Below are 15524 nucleotides of genomic sequence, written 5' to 3' on the forward strand. Positions count from 1 at the left end.
ACCGCCCGGGCCCGCCACTTCGGCCGGGCCCGGGCGGGCCCCGTTCGGGGCAACCGGGCGTTTCCGCGCCGCCGGGCGTTTGTGGCGGCGCGCGACGCGTGAGGTATCCGACGCACGACACACCGGTGCGCACGGAATGCACGCACCCGTTCCCGGGTTGTCCCCGCGTACGGCCGGGGCGGTTCGAGCCCGGGGGACGCATAGGGAGAACGGAAGACACAGCCATGGGTGAGTTGATCCTCGTACGTCACGGGGAGACCGAATGGTCACGGTCGGGCCAGCACACGAGTTACACCGACCTGCCGCTCACGGCACACGGACAGGAGCAGGCCCGCGCGGTGGCCCCGCTGCTCGCCGACCGGTCCATCGGCCTCGTTCTGGTCAGCCCGCTCCAACGAGCCCGGCAGACGGCCGAGTTGGCCGGATTCGAGAACGCCCGCGTCGTTCCCGACATGCACGAATGGGACTACGGCGGCTATGAGGGCATCTCCACCACCGAGATCCACCGCGACCGCCCCGGCTGGAACCTGTGGTCCGACGGCGTCGCGCCCGGCCCCGACGGCCACCCCGGGGAGAGCCCGGCGGAGGTCGCCGCACGGGCCGACCGGGTGCTGGCCGAGGCCGACACGGCGCTGCGCGGCGGCGCCGGGGACGGGGACGACGTCCTGCTCGTCGCCCACTCCCACTTCCTGCGCGTCCTGACGGCCCGCTACCTGGGCCTGCCCGCCTCCGGCGGCGCCCTGTTCGTGCTCGACACCGGCGCGCTCTCCCGGCTCGGGCGCGAACACGACCGCCCGGTGATCACCGCATGGAACACGATGGCCCAGCCCGCGAACCACTGACATCCGCACCGACGGGGCGGGCGCGGTGGTTCGGCCGGGCGGTACCAGCCCGACGGCCCCGGCGCGGCGGTTCGGCCAGGCTGCCCCAGCCCGGCGGGCAGGCCCCGGCGAGCAGGCCCCGGCGATCCCGGCCTGGGCCGCTCGGCGCAGGCCCGCCCTCAGGCCCGGGCCGCCACCCCCTCGCGGGCTCGGCGCAGGGACAGGGCGGCCAGCGCCTCCGGGGCGCCCGCCTGGCCCCGTATGCCGGGGAAGGCGTTGATGTCCACGATCAGCGGGGCGCCCTGCGCCCCCGTCGCCAGGACGTCGACCCCGTAGACGTCGAGCCGGAACACCTCACCGACCCGAACCACCAACTCGGCCCAGCCGGGCGGCAGTTGACCGAGGCCCAGAGAACGCGTCGCACCCCGGCCCTCGGGGGCCAGTTCCGAACGGCGCAGCGCTGCGAAGACCGTGCCCGCGATCACCCAGAGCTTGTGGTCGTACCCACTGTTCTCGGCGAAGTCCTGGGTGACCACGGGCTCGTTCGCCCAGCCGCCGGCCAGCTCGACCAACTGGGACCGGTTGTCGACGCGGGCCACCAGATCATGCCGCCGACTGTGACGGCTCTTCACCACCAGGGGACCGGCCGGCCCCGGCCCAGCCGCGAGCTCGCCGAGCGAGGCGTAGGTGCGGGTGGTGGCGAAGGGAAGGCCCGCGTCGCACGCCAGCTCCGCCATGGCCGTGCGGTCCTGGCACAGGGCGGTCGCCTCCGCGGAATTGACGACCGGAACCCCACGGGATTCGAGCGCCCGCGCCAGCGCGAGGGCACGCGGTGTGCGCGACTTCAGCAGATAGACGTCCGCGAGCCGCTCGAACGCCTCGGCACCGGCCGTCTCCGGGTGGAGCGTCACCACCCGGTGGTCACGCCCGAGCAGTTCCGTGGCGCCGGCGAGCAGCGGATGGTCCGGATCCGGCGTGATGAACCCGACCGTACTCACGCCGTTCACCGGCCCTCACCCGCCGCCGCCGAGGACGGCACCCCTGCCGACACCCCGGAGCCCTGCCTCCCCGAAGCCGCCACTCCCGCAGGCGCCACTGCGGCAACCGGCACCCCGGTGGACGGCACCGCCGTAGCCGGCACGGGCGAGGACGGCACCGGCGACGCGACCGCGACCGGACCGCCCGCCCCGAATGCCTGCTGAGGTGTCCGCCCCATGCCCGGCACGAAGGCCGCCGCGGCGACCGCGCTGCCCGTACGCGCCAGTTCGAGCACCGCCCGGGCCACCTTGGCCGCCGCGTCCGGCACCTGGCGGAAGCTCGGGAAGTCGTTCACATCGACCACCACCGGCCCGTCCGGGCCGAGCAGCACATCGACGCCGTACAGATCGAGCCCATAGACCGCGCCGACCTGGTCGACGATCGCGGCCACCTCGGCGGGCAGCGGCACATGCCGTTCGCGGACGCCCTGGTCGGGGTGGAGCGGGGACCGGCGCTCGGTGGCGTACAGCTCGCCGCCCACGCAGTACACCTTGAGGTCGATGCCCGAATTGTGCACGTATGGCTGGGCGATGAGCATCCCTTCGCCTGCCAGGGCGGGCAGCATCGCGGCCAAGTGCTCCGGCGTCGGCACCAGATGGACGGACCGCCCCGAGCTGCCGTCGGCCGGCTTCACCACGAGCGGGTACTCGGACTCGGGTATCTCCGTGAGCAGTTCGGGCCTGGCCGCCGCGTACGTCAGCGGCACCGGGAGGCCCCGGCTGCGGCCGATGGCGGAGGCGAGCGCCTTGTCCCGCACCCCGCGGATGGACCGTACGTCGTTGACCGTGGTCAGGCCGACCGCCGCAGCGGCTTCGAGCAGCGGCAGGCCGGGGCCCCCGGAGACCGTCTTGAGCACCCAGGCGTCGTGGCTGCCCGCGCGCACCGCCTCGGACATCCGCAGCAGGGAGCCGCCGGGCCGCACCACGTCGACCTGGTGCCCCCAGGCGACGAGTTGGCGGATCACCTCGACGGGCATGCCGTCATGGCGGTAGTGCTCTTCCACCAGGAAGCAGAGCCTCATCGACCTTCCCCGTAATGCCCGGACGTCCGCCGATCCCGTCCGGCGAGCTGTGACGTCACAGGATGTCATGAACCGCGACCCGGTCGCCGCCCACCCCGGTCGGGCCGGTTTGCCCGCGACAGCCGCCCCAGCAGACCGCGCCTCGGCCGCGCACCGGGCGGCCGTGGCACCGGCGGTTCGACCGGCCCGGGGGTGCATCCGGCCGGCGCCGGACCGTCGAGCGGACGCGGGGCCGGGCACTGGTCACGGGCGTCCGCCAGGGCCTCCACGAGGCGTAGCCGGTACCAGTCGATCTCGTCCGGCTCGTCCGCCAGGACCAGTGTGTCGAGGATGCCCTGCGCGATCGGCGAATCGGGGTGGACCCGGAGGGTCTCGGGCTGGAGCCTGCGCAGACAGGCCCGTTCATGGGGATCGGGCACGAGGTCACCGAGGAGCGCGCCGTCGAGCGCGGAGGCCACGGCCGCTGCGTGCTCCCACTCGTCGTCGGTCGCGCGCGCCAGCAGGGCGATCCTGCGGTGACGCCAGTTGCGGGGCCGCCGGTCCTGCCCCGCGACGTCCGCCTCGGGATGCCGTCCGGCGAGCAACTCCGGCTGCCGCATGGCCAGTTCGACCAGCTCCTCGGCGAGATAGAGCCAGACCACGGCCCGGTAGCGGTTGAGGTAACAGCGCACCGGAGTGAGTCGGCCGGCCCGGGCGAGCCGGGTGAAGCGGCCGGGCGCGATGCCCATCAGCTCGGCGCCTTCGGCGGTGCCGACGGTCCGCACCCGCTCCCGCAGCCCCTCCGGAAAGTCGCCGGCGGCTCTCAGGCGGGCCACCTCGCGCGCGGTGACCCGACGGTGGCCGCCCGCCGGGTCGGGCACCGTGCGGACGCGGCCGAGCTGGACGGCCAGCTCGAAATCGCCGCGCCGCAGCTCCAGTTCGCGCGCGGCCACCGCGGGCGTGAGGAGTGGGCCACCCGGCGCAGCCGTGCGCCCGGAAGGCGCGGGCACGGCGGCGGGACGGGTGCTGGTGACGGTCGCGGCGGCCGTGGCGGCGGCCGCGACAGCGGGCCTGGTGGCATGGGTGGTTGCTGCGGACGCGGTGGTCGCGGTGGTCGCGGTGGTCATCGGATCCTCCCCCGTGAGGAACGAAGTACGCGAGAGACGAATACTCTCGGTGACGACCGTAACGCGCTGCGCCCCCATCCCGCCCGGCCTGTGGATAACTCATCCCGCGCCCCAGGAAAGGCCAGTTCAGGCGCTGGACCGTGGCCAATGCCGAGGAATGGCGCAAGGCCGGTGCGGGGCTGCGGCCCCGCACCGGCACCCCGGCCGGTCAGAAGTCCGGCGCCCCGAAATGTCCCGGCTGCCTTGCTGCCACGGACAGGTGCTCGCCCACGCGGTTGACCAGCAGGGTCATCTCGTAGGCGATTTGCCCGATGTCTGCCTCGGCCGAGCTGAGGACGCACAGACAGCTGCCGTCGCCCGCGGCGGTGACGAACAGGACGCCCTCGTCGAATTCGACCATGGTCTGGCGGACCTTGCCCGCCCGGAAGTGCAGGCCGGAGCCCTTCGCCAGGCTGTGGAGGCCGGAAGAGACCGCCGCCAGGTGTTCGGCGTCCTCGCGCTTGAGGTCGGCGCTCGCGGCGGTGACCAGACCGTCGTTGGACAGCACGATCGCGTGCCGCACGTGCTCTACCCGCCGGGTCAGGTCGTCGAGCAGCCAGTCGAGTTCCTTGTTCAGTGCCATGTCAGGCCTCCCCGTTCATGCGGTCCCCGTTTCCCCGTTCACCTGCCACCCTTCACCACCGGCGCGCCCCGGGCAAGCGGTGTCGCGCGCCGGGGAGTCGCACGGCGGCGCGGACCGGTGCACCACCCGACGGAGTCGGGCGGCCGGGCGGTGTGCATGCGCCCCGCGTACTCCACCGGACCTGTCGGCCCCTCCTGGGCGCCAGGGCGGGGCGCGCGCCGGCGGAGCGGTTCGCGACCGTGCGGGATCATGGCGCCACGGCCGCAGACCACACACGGTTCGCGACCCGTGCGGGATCATGGCGTCATGGCCGGAGACCACGCACACGTTCAGGAATTCTTCGCCGCCCGGGCGGCCGACTGGGACCGCAAGTTCCCCGACGACGGGCCGGCTTATGCCGCGGCCGTCGCGGAACTCGGCCTCGCGCAGGGGGACACCGTGATCGACGCAGGGTGCGGCACCGGCCGCGCCCTGCCGCCGCTGCGCGCCGCGGTCGGCCCGCGCGGCAGCGTCCTCGGGGTCGACCTCACTCGGGAGATGCTCATCGAGGCCGTACGGGCCGGACGCGGTGCCGAGGCCGTTCTGCTGCGCGCCGACGTGGCTCGGCTCCCGCTCAAGGAGGCCTCCGTGGACGTCGTGTTCGGCGCGGGGCTGATCTCCCATCTGCCCGAACCCGACGCGAACCTGCGGGAGTTGGCGCGCGTCACGCACCCGGGCGGGCGGCTCGCCCTCTACCACCCCATCGGCCGTGCGGCCCTCGCGGCACGCCAGGGCCGCACCCTCACGGACGAGGACCTGCGCGCCGAGCCCCGGCTGCGCCCCCTGCTCGCCTCGGCGGGCTGGCGGCTGCGGTCGTACGCCGACGAGCCCGGGCGCTACCTGGCACTCGCCGTGCGCGAGGGCTGAGCGCCCGCCGCTCCGTGCAGCCCGGTCGCGCCGCGCGACCCCGCCCCCCTGCAGCCCGGCCGCTCCGCGCTACCCCGCCGCCCCGTGCACCCCCGCCACCTCGCGCACGAAGGCGGCCGGGTTGTCGAACATGATGTTGTGCCCGGCGTCCGGAACCGTCACGACCCGGACGCCCGAGGCGACGAGTTCGGCGCGCCCCACGAGGTCGTCCTCGCGTCCGCCCACCAAGTAGATGCGCTCGATCTCCCGTGCCCGCATGAGGAGTTGGCGCATCGTGGGGCGTGTGCCGTGCACGAGTCCGACCGCCGTGCGGTGCAGACCGAGCGGGTCGGCGAGGCGCATGGTGGCCGCCCAGCTCGGCGCGACGCGCGCGAGCACCTGGGCATGGCCGCCGCCGTGCACGAACTCCTCCTCCGTGTACGTGGCGATCCCGCTGCTGCCCGCGGTCGACACCGGATGGGGGTCGAGGTTGGCCTCGGTCAGCAGGAGCCGGGCGACCAGCTCGGGGCGCCGGTCGGCGAGCACGATGGCGACCGCCCCGCCCATGCTGTGCGCCACCAGCTCCGCGCCCGCCACGCCCGCCGCGTCGAGGACCGCGGCCAGCGCCCGGGCGTGGTCCTCCAGGGTGTAACCGAAGTCGGCGGGCCGGTCGCTGATGCCGTGGCCCGGCAGGTCCACGAAGAGCTGGCGGCGGTCGGCCAGTGCCGGGTGGGCGGCCGTATGGGCGTGGTAGACGGTCGCCATGGAACCGAGACCGTGCACGTACACGAGCGCGGGCCCCTCCCCCTCGCTCTCCGTCCACCGGATGAGGCTTCCCCGCCCGTCGAACTCCGCTTCCCGCATGACGCACTCCCCCGCTCCGACGACGCCCACCGCACCGTTCACCCCCGACCATACCTCGCTGACGTAGTACTCCGTACACGATGTACCGCCATGCCGATATACCCCGTACGACACAGCGAGTACGGCAGAATACGGGCATGCTCGAACTCGCCATCCTCGGTTTCCTCTACGAAGCACCCCTGCACGGCTACCAGCTGCGCAAGCGGATCACCGCGCTCACCGGGCATGTGCGCCCGGTCGGCGAGAGCACGCTCTACCCGGCGATCAAGCGCCTGGAAAAGGCGGGGCTGCTCACCCGGGAGACGGAGCCGGGAGCCGCGGCGGCCCCCCGGCACACCCTCTCCCTGACCACGAGGGGCCGGCGGGACCTCCTCGACCGCCTGGCCGAACCGGACCGCCTCGACATCACCGACGAGAACCGCTGGTTCACCCTGCTCGCGTTCCTCCGGCATCTGCCCGCCCCGGCCGAGCAGGCCCGCGTGCTGCGGCGCAGGCTCGCCTTCCTCGAAGAGCCCGCCAGCTTCTTCTACGACGGCGAACGACCCATCGCAGCCGAGGAGTTGGACGACCCTTTCCGCCGCGGCATCCTGACCATCGCCCGGGCCACCAGCGCCGCCGAGCTCAAGTGGCTGCGCGCGACGCTGCGTTCGCTGGAGTAGGGATCACGACTCCCGGATGCACAGCACACCGGAGCGCACGCGTTTCATCCCCCACCCGTCTGCGGAACCTCAACTCTACGGTCGTACAACCACTTTGAGGGCTCGTCGCCGCTCCTCCCGGGCACGGGCCCCGCGCAAGGAGGCGGTCCCGATGTTCGCGAGATTCCGTAAGCCGTTCCGGCCCCAGCCGTCCGAGGACCGCCGGCACAACCTCTTCGAAGCGGCGGCCGCGTACGTCGCGGCCTGCGCCGAGGACGACGCGGACGCGCTCGAGGAGGCGGCCGGCTGGGTGTCTCCGGAGGCCCTGTCGTTCGGGGTGCGCGAGCTGGCCTGCCGCGCGGTCGTCACCCTGGCCCGCGACCGCGACGAGTCGCCGGGCGAGGTCGTACGGGAACTGATGGGCCTGCCGACACTCTGATGCGCCGCCCCGCGAGTTGATGGTCCGGGACTCTCGACGTCCGCGTTACCGACTAGTTAAGGTGCGCCGACGAGCGAACCGAAGGAGAGGATTCCGTGACCGGGACGGACGAGGCGGAAGCGGCCGCGATCGCCGCAGACGAGTCGCTGTACGTGCTGACGGCGGCGCTGCTGACGCCCGCGCAGTTCCCGAGTGTGCTCGGCGACGACTACCCCGAGGCCTGCGCGGCGCTGGGCCTCGGGCCGTACGCCCAGGGGTACGGGCTCGTCCTGGGGCAGGACGGTGCGGGCGCGCGCTGGACGGTGGTCGTCGACGACGTGTCGTTGGTGGCGGTCGCCATCGCCTCCTGGGACTGCGGCATGGAGTACGACCTGTCGCCGGACGACCGCACCGTGGTGGCGGCGCTGCCCGGCTGGCCCCTCGAACTCGTCGTGGCGGCCCCGAACGTGGCGGCCCCGCACGACCCCGAGCCCGACCCGGAAGGCCCTCCCACCCTCACGCCGCCCGACACCAGCGCCTGGGGCCCGGCTCAGCGCCGACTCGGCGCGGACTCGGTCGCGCTGCAGTGGGCCATGTGGCGCGACCAGTTGGACACGGACACCTTCGGCCCGGCCCCACAGGAGGGGGCAGCCCCACAGGAGGGAACGGTTCCGCAGGACGGGACGGCCTCGCAGGACGTACCGGCCCCTCAGGACGGGGCGAACGAGCCCGCCGAGAAGCCGGCCGCGCCCGTTTCCGGGACCGGACAGCACACCCATGACCCCGAGGGTGAGAAGTCGGGCGTACGACGCGCCCTTGCCGAGCTGCGCGGCTACCTCGACTCCCCTCCGCCGATCGGCCGCGTGCGCTCGACGTTCGCCCCGGGCGGCGCCCGCACCCTGCGCGCGGACGGCCCGGGCTGGTCCCTGGTCGCCAGGACGGACGACGTCGCCTTCGTCCTCCTCGACGAGTGCCCCGGTGACGTCCATCCGGTGGGCCGCGACGCCGAACTGCCCGGTCTGCTCGAAGCGCTGGGGTCAATGGCGGTCCGACCTGCGTAGGCCCCCCGCCGCAGCGACCTCACCCCCTGCCAGCACCCCGCCCCCGTAACAATGTCCGGCCCCTTTCCCCCACTGCCTGACTACGATCGTGTCCGGCGCTTCGATCAAGTGCCGGTGTGCGACGTACGGAGGGAACTGGCATGGCGGACAGCGCCGTTGACGAAAGTTCGACAAGTGACGCGGAGGCCGTGAGCGCGTCGGCCGTGGTGTGCCGGCCGGTCGGAAGGGTGGTCGGGGGACGGGCCGAGGTCGCCGATGACCACTGGGACCGCGAGACGGCGGTGATCCGGGTCGACGCGGAGCAGTTCGGGCCCGAGGCGCTCTACGGACTGGCGGACTTCACCCATCTCGAAGTGGTCTTCCACTTCGACCGCGTGGCCCCGGAGAAGATCGAGTCCGGGGCCCGCCGACCGCGCGGCAACCCTGACTGGCCCCTGGTGGGGATCTTCGCCCAGCGCGGAAAGAACCGGCCCAACCGGCTGGGGGTCTCGCGCTGCCGGGTCCTGTCGGTCGAGGGTCTCGACGTACGGGTCGCGGGACTCGACGCGGTGGACGGCACGCCGGTGCTCGACATCAAGCCGTACATGGCCGAGTTCGGGCCGCGCGGCGACATCGAGCAGCCCCAGTGGTCGGCGGAGCTGATGCGGGACTACTACGAGTGAGCCGCCGCGCGGCCCCGACTCACTTGTGGAACGGCCCCGTTGACGGCTCGCTCACACCCGCTCCAGCGGGCGGTGCGGGGCCTGCGGGAGTTCCGCCCTGATCGTGTCGCCCGGGCGTATCTCGCCGCCCACCCGGACCACGCTCATGATGCCCGCCTTGCGCACGACGTGTCCCTCGGCGTCGCGGCCGACGACCTGCTTCAGGAGGCCGTTCTGGAAGCCGTCGATCTGGAGGCACGGATTGCGCAGTCCGGTCACCTCGATGACCGCCTCCGGGCCGATGTGCAGCAGCGTTCCGGTCGGCAGACCGAGCAGGTCGATGCCTTCGGTCGTGACGTTCTCTCCGAGCTGACCGGGGCCGACCTCGAAGCCGTGCTCGGCGACCTCACCGAAGAGCTCCTGGTGGATCAGGTGCACCTGGCGCAGGTTCGGCTGCGTGGGGTCCTGCGCCACGCGGGAGCGGTGCTTGACCGTCACTCCGGCATGAACGTCGCCCGCCACGCCGAGCCCGGGCAGCAGCGTGATGCTCTCCCGGTTCGGCTTGGTGAACGAGTACTCGTCGTTGCTGCTGACCGCTGTGACCGTTCCCCTGGTGCCGCTCATCGCGCGGAGCCCCCTCTGTCGGTTCAATGACGGCCCCGCCCCTGACGGGCGTACCCAAGAGGGCCGTACCCCATGACACGGCCGACCCTATCCCGGCAGGTCATGAGCTTTCCATCGGCCGAGGGGGACGCCGATCAGCACCAGCGGGGCGAGCCGGAACACGCGTCCGCCGGTCCTCGCAGCCAATCTGCCCGGCGCACCCGAGTCATGCGCGCAGCGGGGCACCCACCTCGTGCATGTGCCCCAGCGCCTGCCGGTAGGAGTCGGTCAGGGACGTCTCCGTGTACGCGATGCCCAGGCTCGCGCAGTGGGCGCGGACCATGGGCCGGGCGAGCTTGAGGTGCGGGCGCGGCATGTTCGGGAAGAGGTGGTGCTCTATCTGGTAGTTCAGGCCACCGAGGAACCAGTCGGTGACCGGCCCGCCCCGGACGTTGCGCGAGGTCAGGACCTGACGGCGCAGATGGCCCCAGGCGCGGTGCTCGGGGTCGTCCGGGTCGGGCATCTCCATGCCCTTGTGGTTGGGCGCGAAGGTCATGCCGAGGTGCAGGCCGAACAGGGCGTGGTGCAGCAGCGCGAAGAGGAGCGCCTTGCCGGGCGACATGACGCCGAGCAGCAGGCTCGCGTATCCGACGAGGTGGAGGAGCAGGAGCGGCGCCTCCACGGCCCGCTCGCGGGCGGGCTGTCGCTTGAGGTCCTGGAATCCGTACACCTTCAGGGCGATGCCTTCGAGGAGCAGCATCGGGAAGAAGAGCCGGGCCTGGTGGCGGGTGAGCCACCGCGCGAAGCCTTCGCGTCCCTCGGCCTGGCGCTGCGTCCACACCAGGGCGCCGACCCCGACGTCGGGGTCCTTGTCCACGTGGTTGGGGTTGGCGTGGTGGCGGTTGTGCTTGTCGTTCCACCAGGCGTAGCTCATGCCGAGCAGGAGGTCGCTGTGGAGCAGGCCGACGATCCGGCCGGCGCGCCTGCCCCGGGTGATCTGTCCGTGCCCGGCGTCGTGACCGATGAACGCGCTGCGCGCCCAGAACACGGAGAGCGGCAGCGCCAGCAGCAGCGTCCACCAGCTGTCCCCGCTGAGCGCCATCGCACCGGCCGTACCGGCCAGGGCGAGCAGGTTGACGGCGATGCGGGCCGCGTACCAGCCGGTGCGCCGGTCGAGCAGGCCCTGCCCCTTCACCGTCTTGAGCAGCGGCGCGAACTCGCTGCCCGCCCGCGGCTCGGCAGGGGCGCCGGCGCCCGTGGTGGGCTGCGGCATGGTCGCCTGGTGCATGACGTCTCCGGTGTTCGGTCGTCCCCCGCAGTCCCCTGCGCTGACCTCATCGAACGTACGGACCGGGCCACTTGACGACCATGGCGTCACCCCCCGGCCGCCCCCGGGGGCCTGCCCGGCGCCCGGGGGTGGGGCTGGCAACACCCTCTCGGGCCGGTGTGACGCAGACCACGTGGCACGGTCTCCGTCCGGGCGCTCCTTGCTGTACCCTCGGCCGCTCCGGTCCGCGTAGTCAAATTTGAGGAATACGTCAGCGCTGTGCAGAGGTTTCCCGCTCCCACGCCGCCCCAGCTCGCCGAACTCGCCCACTCGTCCGTGACCTTCCTCCCCCGCGACCCCTTCCGCGCCGGCCGCATCGCCTTCTGGCACCCCGAAGGCGACGAGCCCCCCGGCGCGCCGGGCGAGACGGGCGACCTGACCGTGGTCGGCGCCGACGCCGTCCCGCGGGTCGTTCGCGCCCTCCTGCTGCCCGTACGGGACGCACTCGGGGTGCTGACGCGGGCCCGCGCCCTCGCCGACGCCTCCCGGCCGGCCGCCTTCTGGGGCGCGGCCGGCCTGCTCGCGCTCCAACTCGCCGCGCGCGGGCTCCTGTTGCCCGGCCTCACCGCGAGCGACCACGATGCGTGGCGGGTCGGCCCGCTGGGCGCCGACGAGCTGGACAAGGTGCGCGAGCTGGCCGCCGCCATGCCCCCCGAGGCCCATGCCGTGCCCCTCGACGCCGAGGCGCGTCCGGTGCTCCTCGCGGACCCCGAGACGCTGGTGCGGGCCTTCCTCGACGCGGTCGCCGACGGGCTCCCCCGCACCCCCGCCGCGCCGCGCGCCACCGGCTCCCCCGCCTTCGCCGCCGACACGCCGCAGCGCCTGCCCGAGCAGCGGGCGTGGGCCGCCGATGTGGCCGCCGGGCACGACGCGGGCGTGCGCATCTCCCTGCGGGTCGAGCTGCCGGGGCTCACCTCGGCCGACCCCCTGGGCGCGGGACCGGTGTTCCGGGCGGTGCTCCAGCTGCACAGCGTCAGCGATCCCGCGCTCGTCGCGGACGCGGCCGAGGTGTGGGCCGGGACGGGGGCGGCCGCCGCGTTCGGGCCCCGGGCCCGGATGGACGCCCTGCTCGCCCTGCGCCGCGCGGCCCGCGCGTGGGCGCCGCTCGCCCCGCTCCTGTCGGACGCCGTACCGGACGCCGTCGAACTCGCCGACGAGGAGGCCGCCGAACTGCTCGGCGCGGCCTCGCGCACCCTTGCCGCGATCGGCGTGCAGGTCCACTGGCCCAGGGAACTGTCGCGCACCCTCACGGCGAAGGCCGTGGTCGGCCCCCGGAGCGACGAGCCGGACCGCCTGGAGTCCGGGGCGCCGTCACTCATGGCCACCGACGCCCTGCTCGCGTTCGACTGGCGATTCGCCCTGGGCGACGCGGAGTTGAGCCGGCAAGAGCTCGACGCGCTGGCCGAGGCGAACCGGCCCGTGGTGCGGCTGCGCGACCAGTGGGTGCTCGTCGACCCCGAGGAGGTGCGGCGCGCCCGTACGGCGCAGGACCGCAAGGTGACGCCGGTCGACGCCCTCGCCGCCGTCCTGACCGGCTCGGCCGAGATGGGGGGACGCCGGGTCGAGGTGACGGCGACCGGCTGGCTCGCCCGGCTCCGTGACCGCCTCGCCGACCCCGAGGCCGCCCGCGAACAGCCCGTGGCCCAACCCGCCGCCCTCACCGCCCAGTTGCGCGACTACCAGCTGCGCGGCCTCAACTGGCTGGCCGACATGACCTCGCTGGGGCTCGGCGGCTGTCTGGCCGACGACATGGGTCTGGGCAAGACGATCACGCTCATCGCCCTGCACCTGCACCGCCAGAGCGATCCGGCGACCGCGGGCCCGACCCTCGTCGTCTGCCCGGCCTCCCTCATGGGCAACTGGCAGCGGGAGATCGACAAGTTCGCCCCCGGCACCCCGGTCCGCCGCTTCCATGCCGCCTCCCGCTCGCTCGAAGCCCTGGCGGACGGCGAGTTCGTGCTCACCACGTACGGCACGATGCGTCTGGACGCGGCCAAGCTGGCCGCCCGGCACTGGGGCATGGTGGTCACCGACGAGGCCCAGCACGTCAAGAACCCGTACTCCGCGACGGCCAGGCAGCTGCGCACCATCGGGGCCGGCGCCCGGGTCGCCCTGAGCGGCACACCCGTCGAGAACAACCTCTCCGAGCTGTGGGCGATCCTCGACTGGACCACACCCGGTCTGCTCGGCAGGCTCGGCACGTTCCGCACCACCTACGCCCGCGCCGCCGAGAGCGGCCAGGACCCGGCGGCCGCCGAACGCCTCTCCCGCCTGGTGCGGCCCTTCCTGCTGCGCCGCCGCAAGTCCGATCCCGGCATCGCTCCCGAGCTGCCGCCGAAGACCGAGACCGACCGCGCCGTCTCCCTCACCAGGGAACAGACCGGTCTGTACGAGGCCGTGGTGCGCGAGACGCTCGCCGAGATCGCCGCGGCGGACGGCTTCGAGCGGCGCGGCCTGGTGGTGAAGCTGCTGACCGCCCTCAAGCAGATCTGCAACCACCCCGCCCAGTACCTCAAGGAGGACGCTCCCAGGATCACCGGCCGCTCGGGCAAACTGGAGCTGCTCGACGAACTCCTGGACACGATCCTCGCCGAGGACGGCTCGGTGCTCGTCTTCACCCAGTACGTCCGCATGGCCCGCATCCTCGAACAGCACCTGGCGGCCCGGGGCGTGGCCACGCAGTTCCTGCACGGCGGGACCCCGGTGGAGCGGCGCGACGAGATGGTGCGGCGCTTCCAGGACGGCCACGTGCCGGTGTTCCTGCTGTCGTTGAAGGCGGCGGGCACCGGCCTGAACCTCACCCGGGCCGGCCATGTCATCCACTACGACCGCTGGTGGAACCCTGCCGTCGAGGCGCAGGCCACCGACCGCGCCCACCGCATCGGCCAGACCCAGCCGGTGCAGGTCCACCGGCTCATCGCAGAGGGCACCATCGAGGACCGGATCAACGACATGCTGGTCCGCAAAAGGGAGTTGGCGGACTCTGTGCTCGGTGCGGGCGAGTCGGCGCTGACCGAGCTGACCGATGCCGAGCTGTCCGATCTGGTGGCGCTGCGAGGGAGCGGGCGATGAGCGACACGTACGAGAACGAGCGCACCTTCGAGCCGCTGCCGCCCGCACAGGGCCGCGGCTTCGCGACCAGTTGGTGGGGCATGGCCTGGCTCAAGGCCCTTGAGGACACGGCGCTCGATGGGCAGCAGCTCAAACAGGGCCGCCGCCTGGCCCGGATCGGCGCGGTCGGGGCGGTGACGGTGCGACCGGGCCGGATCACGGCGGTGGTGCGCGACCGGGACGGCTCGCAGTACCGCGGCGACGTGCTGCTCCAGGAGCTGGACGAGGACGACTGGGACCGCTTCCTCACGATGGCGGCGGAGCGCGCGGGCCACATCGCCGCGCTCCTGGACCGCGAGATGCCACCGCACCTGGTGGAGGACGCGGCGAGCGCCGGCGTCGAACTCCTGCCTGGCATAGGCGACTTGGAACCGAAATGCACCTGCGACGCCTGGGACCACTGTCCGCACACCGCCGCCCTCTGCTACCAGGTGGCCCGCCTCCTCGACCAGGACCCGTTCGTGCTGCTCCTGCTGCGCGGACGGGCCGAACGGCCGCTGCTGGACGCGCTCCAGGAGCGCGGCTCGCTGCCCAAGGGCGACCCGGCGACGGCGTCGCACGGCGTCCCCGCCGAGGAGGCGTTCGCCGCCCGGGACATCGTGCCGCCCCTCCCGCAACCGCCGCCCCTGCCGCCGGAGCCGGGCGGTCCGGCGCGGCTCGACACCGAGACCGCACCGGAACCCGGTGTCGATCCATCGGCGCTGGAGTTCCTTGCGGCCGACGCGGCGGCACGCGCCCACCGCATGCTGGCCGAGGCCCTCGCACCGAGGCACGAAGTCCAGCCCTGGGCAGCGGAGTTGACGGAGGATCACGACACCGTGCGGCTCGTCGCCCTCGGCCCGGACGCCCGGGTCGCGGCGCGCCTCGGCGCCGCGTCGGGGCGCCGGCCCGCCGAACTCGCCACGGCCGTACGCGCCTGGCGGCTCGGCGGGGTCGCGTCGCTGCGCGCCCTTGAGGAGGAGTGGACACCGCACCCCGAAGTGCTGGCCCGCGCGCTGACCCAACTCGACGGGGCCTGGCCCGAAGGGGAACGCCCGGCGCTGCGCGCCGCCTCCGGCAACCGGTGGACCGTGACCGGCCGCGACGTCCAGCTGCGGCTCGGCCACGACGGCCGCTGGTGGCCCTACCGCAAGGACCGCGGCCGATGGTCTCCGGCAGGCCCCGCCGACCGGGATCCGGCCGCGGCCCTGGAAGCGACGACGGCCCCGGCCGGGGACTGACCCCGCCTCCCGCCGCGCCCCTCCTGCGAGAGGGCCGCGGAGGAAGAGCCGGGTCGGCTCGCCTCGCCCGCACCCCGCGTCCCCTTCCGTCCCACGGACGGCCGACCGTACGGTAAGTGCCGTACACGGTAGACCTGTTGGCCGGTCG

At 73.6% G+C, this 15524-nt stretch carries 15 protein-coding genes; 8 read left to right on the forward strand and 7 right to left on the reverse strand.

The features are described 5' to 3' along the window. Positions 1 to 224: 224 nt before the first annotated feature. Positions 225 to 842, forward strand: coding sequence for a histidine phosphatase family protein (locus tag ACGF3I_RS01865; RefSeq protein WP_393128525.1), 618 nt, complete (start codon positions 225 to 227; stop codon positions 840 to 842). A 158-nt stretch (positions 843 to 1000) separates the two neighbouring features. Here the strand turns inward: ACGF3I_RS01865 and ACGF3I_RS01870 are convergent, their stop codons facing one another. The 4 genes from ACGF3I_RS01870 to ACGF3I_RS01885 form a co-directional block, all read right to left on the reverse strand. Continuing rightward, positions 1001 to 1819 carry a RimK family alpha-L-glutamate ligase gene (locus tag ACGF3I_RS01870; RefSeq protein WP_393128526.1) on the reverse strand — a complete coding sequence of 273 codons (819 nt, stop codon included), beginning with the start codon at positions 1817 to 1819 and terminating at the stop codon, positions 1001 to 1003. Between the two features lie 5 nt (positions 1820 to 1824). Continuing rightward, positions 1825 to 2880: a RimK family alpha-L-glutamate ligase gene (locus ACGF3I_RS01875; protein WP_393128527.1), complete on the reverse strand. Its 1056-nt coding sequence runs from the start codon at positions 2878 to 2880 to the stop codon at positions 1825 to 1827. Between the two features lie 65 nt (positions 2881 to 2945). Continuing rightward, entirely contained in the window at positions 2946 to 3986 is a 1041-nt protein-coding gene (locus tag ACGF3I_RS01880) for a DUF6397 family protein (protein ID WP_393128528.1), read from the reverse strand. Positions 3987 to 4194: 208 nt separating this feature from the next. Then, a complete protein-coding gene (locus tag ACGF3I_RS01885; RefSeq protein ID WP_393128529.1) occupies positions 4195 to 4608 on the reverse strand; it encodes a roadblock/LC7 domain-containing protein in 414 nt (137 codons plus the stop codon). A 306-nt stretch (positions 4609 to 4914) separates the two neighbouring features. Between ACGF3I_RS01885 and ACGF3I_RS01890 the strand changes: the two genes are divergently transcribed. After that, the gene (locus ACGF3I_RS01890; RefSeq protein WP_393128530.1) at positions 4915 to 5514 is read left to right on the forward strand and encodes a class I SAM-dependent methyltransferase; all 600 of its coding nucleotides are present in this window, start codon (positions 4915 to 4917) and stop codon (positions 5512 to 5514) included. A gap of 69 nt (positions 5515 to 5583) precedes the next feature. Here ACGF3I_RS01890 and ACGF3I_RS01895 read toward each other — a convergent pair whose 3' ends face one another. Then, positions 5584 to 6357, reverse strand: a complete 774-nt coding sequence (locus tag ACGF3I_RS01895) for an alpha/beta fold hydrolase (RefSeq protein WP_393128531.1) — start codon at positions 6355 to 6357, stop codon at positions 5584 to 5586. A gap of 137 nt (positions 6358 to 6494) precedes the next feature. Here ACGF3I_RS01895 and ACGF3I_RS01900 point away from each other — a divergent pair, with 137 nt between their 5' ends. From ACGF3I_RS01900 to ACGF3I_RS01915, 4 genes are all read left to right on the forward strand, one after another. Next, entirely contained in the window at positions 6495 to 7016 is a 522-nt protein-coding gene (locus ACGF3I_RS01900; RefSeq protein WP_393128532.1) for a PadR family transcriptional regulator, read from the forward strand. Between the two features lie 151 nt (positions 7017 to 7167). Beyond that, positions 7168 to 7434 carry a hypothetical protein gene (locus ACGF3I_RS01905; protein WP_393128533.1) on the forward strand — a complete coding sequence of 89 codons (267 nt, stop codon included), beginning with the start codon at positions 7168 to 7170 and terminating at the stop codon, positions 7432 to 7434. A gap of 95 nt (positions 7435 to 7529) precedes the next feature. Next, positions 7530 to 8474, forward strand: coding sequence for a hypothetical protein (locus ACGF3I_RS01910; protein ID WP_393128534.1), 945 nt, complete (start codon positions 7530 to 7532; stop codon positions 8472 to 8474). Between the two features lie 140 nt (positions 8475 to 8614). Then, complete coding sequence (locus ACGF3I_RS01915; RefSeq protein WP_393128535.1) at positions 8615 to 9136, forward strand: SAM-dependent methyltransferase; 522 nt, start codon at positions 8615 to 8617, stop codon at positions 9134 to 9136. 51 nt (positions 9137 to 9187) lie between these two features. Here the strand turns inward: ACGF3I_RS01915 and ACGF3I_RS01920 are convergent, their stop codons facing one another. Beyond that, complete coding sequence (locus ACGF3I_RS01920; protein ID WP_393128536.1) at positions 9188 to 9739, reverse strand: MOSC domain-containing protein; 552 nt, start codon at positions 9737 to 9739, stop codon at positions 9188 to 9190. Between the two features lie 205 nt (positions 9740 to 9944). Beyond that, the gene (locus ACGF3I_RS01925) at positions 9945 to 10991 is read right to left on the reverse strand and encodes a fatty acid desaturase family protein (RefSeq protein WP_393129097.1); all 1047 of its coding nucleotides are present in this window, start codon (positions 10989 to 10991) and stop codon (positions 9945 to 9947) included. A gap of 273 nt (positions 10992 to 11264) precedes the next feature. On the opposite strand from ACGF3I_RS01925, the gene ACGF3I_RS01930 reads away from it, so the two are divergent. Then, the gene (locus tag ACGF3I_RS01930) at positions 11265 to 14117 is read left to right on the forward strand and encodes an SNF2-related protein (protein WP_393128537.1); all 2853 of its coding nucleotides are present in this window, start codon (positions 11265 to 11267) and stop codon (positions 14115 to 14117) included. Continuing rightward, positions 14114 to 15376 (forward strand): SWF or SNF family helicase, encoded by a 1263-nt coding sequence (locus ACGF3I_RS01935; protein WP_393128538.1) that lies wholly within the window; start codon positions 14114 to 14116, stop codon positions 15374 to 15376. The genes ACGF3I_RS01930 and ACGF3I_RS01935 overlap by 4 nt, the downstream gene beginning before the upstream one ends. The last annotated feature ends 148 nt before the right edge of the window (positions 15377 to 15524 follow it).

This window comes from Streptomyces sp. NPDC048111, from assembly GCF_043202815.1.
In the GTDB taxonomy this organism is placed as follows: Bacteria; Actinomycetota; Actinomycetes; order Streptomycetales; family Streptomycetaceae; genus Streptomyces.